The sequence below is a fragment of the Acinetobacter sp. YH16052 genome (genome assembly GCF_013417155.1).
Classification (GTDB): domain Bacteria; phylum Pseudomonadota; class Gammaproteobacteria; order Pseudomonadales; family Moraxellaceae; genus Acinetobacter.
Genome location: NZ_VPEO01000184.1, coordinates 1 through 1,169, shown reverse-complemented (window position 1 = coordinate 1,169; position 1,169 = coordinate 1). Strand labels below are relative to the sequence as shown.

Here is a 1,169-nt window from a genome sequence, read left to right as displayed (position 1 = left end):
CCTAGATCAGCGTGACCCAGCCGAATTACTTGGCGTTCTTCTAAAAACTGCTGAAATCGACCAAAATGATATGAAATGGCAAATTTGGAAGGATTTAGGACAACAAACCTTAAATCAGCGTAAAAAGTGACGTTTTATAATAAAAATCCCAATACTTAAATTGGGATTTTTGGAAACTAGAAGTTATTTTTTAATATCTTTTAACCAACCATAAAGGTATGGGTCTTTTTTCAATAGACTAGCAATCATTTCAATGCGTTTTGATTTATCTAATTTTAAAAGAATACTTCTGAGATCAGCATTTATAGATTTCTCTGGCGCACCTCGGTCACGTGCTTTGCTATACCAATCATGTCCAAGAGTATATTCATGGTTTTCCATATATATAGCTCCCAATAAAGTACATGGTCTGTAGTCCTGAGAATTATTTTCATGAGCTTTTACGCCACATTCTATTGCTGTATCGACTTTTCTAATATCTCTCTTAACTCCTCCCAATGTAGTGAAATAAGCTGACAATAATTTTTTATTTTTATTTAGTGAGATTTCAGTATTTTCTAAAAACTTTTCAGCCTCTTTACTTGCTTTAGCTTTTCTTAATTGACTAGAGGCATTAATAGCATGCCAATGTAATTTGGTTGTCTTATATTCATTAAGATAAAAATCAGCTTCCACACGATGAAATTTTATCTTAAGTTCATCTGTAAAAAATTGTCGTCCTTCCGAATTTAACCAAATAGCATCTTGTTCAGATAATCTCTGATTATTATCTAATAATTTCAATATATTAATTAACTTCGATCTATGCTTATCAACTATGTCATAGAGATAAATATCATATTTTTTTATTAAATTTTTTTCTTTTTGCCTCTCTATATATTTAGGGTCAGATTCTAATTTTTTTCTACGCTCACGTTCAGCTTGTTCTCTAACTTTTCTTTCCTGAGCTAATTTTTCTTGTTGTTTCTTTAACTGAATTAGTTCTAATTCTCTAAGTTTTTCCAAGCGTAATCTTTCTGCTTCTAAGTGTTCTTGATGCTTTATTCTGTCATTAACAACTTCTTTCTTATATTGATTAAAAGAAATTTTACCTTCAACTAGACTATGTAAAGCATTAAGGTTTTGACGAACTAAATAGGCTTTCTCTGGCAAAGTTAAACTATCATTTT

1 protein-coding gene and 1 pseudogene are annotated in these 1,169 nt (G+C 30.5%); one reads left to right on the top strand and one right to left on the bottom strand.

What is annotated here, in order from left to right; genetic code table 11:
* Window positions 1-130: pseudogene (locus FTV42_RS17160) on the top strand (conjugal transfer protein TraD); the annotation flags it as partial.
* 53 nt (window positions 131-183) lie between these two features.
* Here FTV42_RS17160 and FTV42_RS17155 read toward each other — a convergent pair.
* Window positions 184-1,169 (bottom strand): hypothetical protein (locus tag FTV42_RS17155; protein WP_180039276.1); only part of this gene is annotated, 986 nt, incomplete at its 5' end.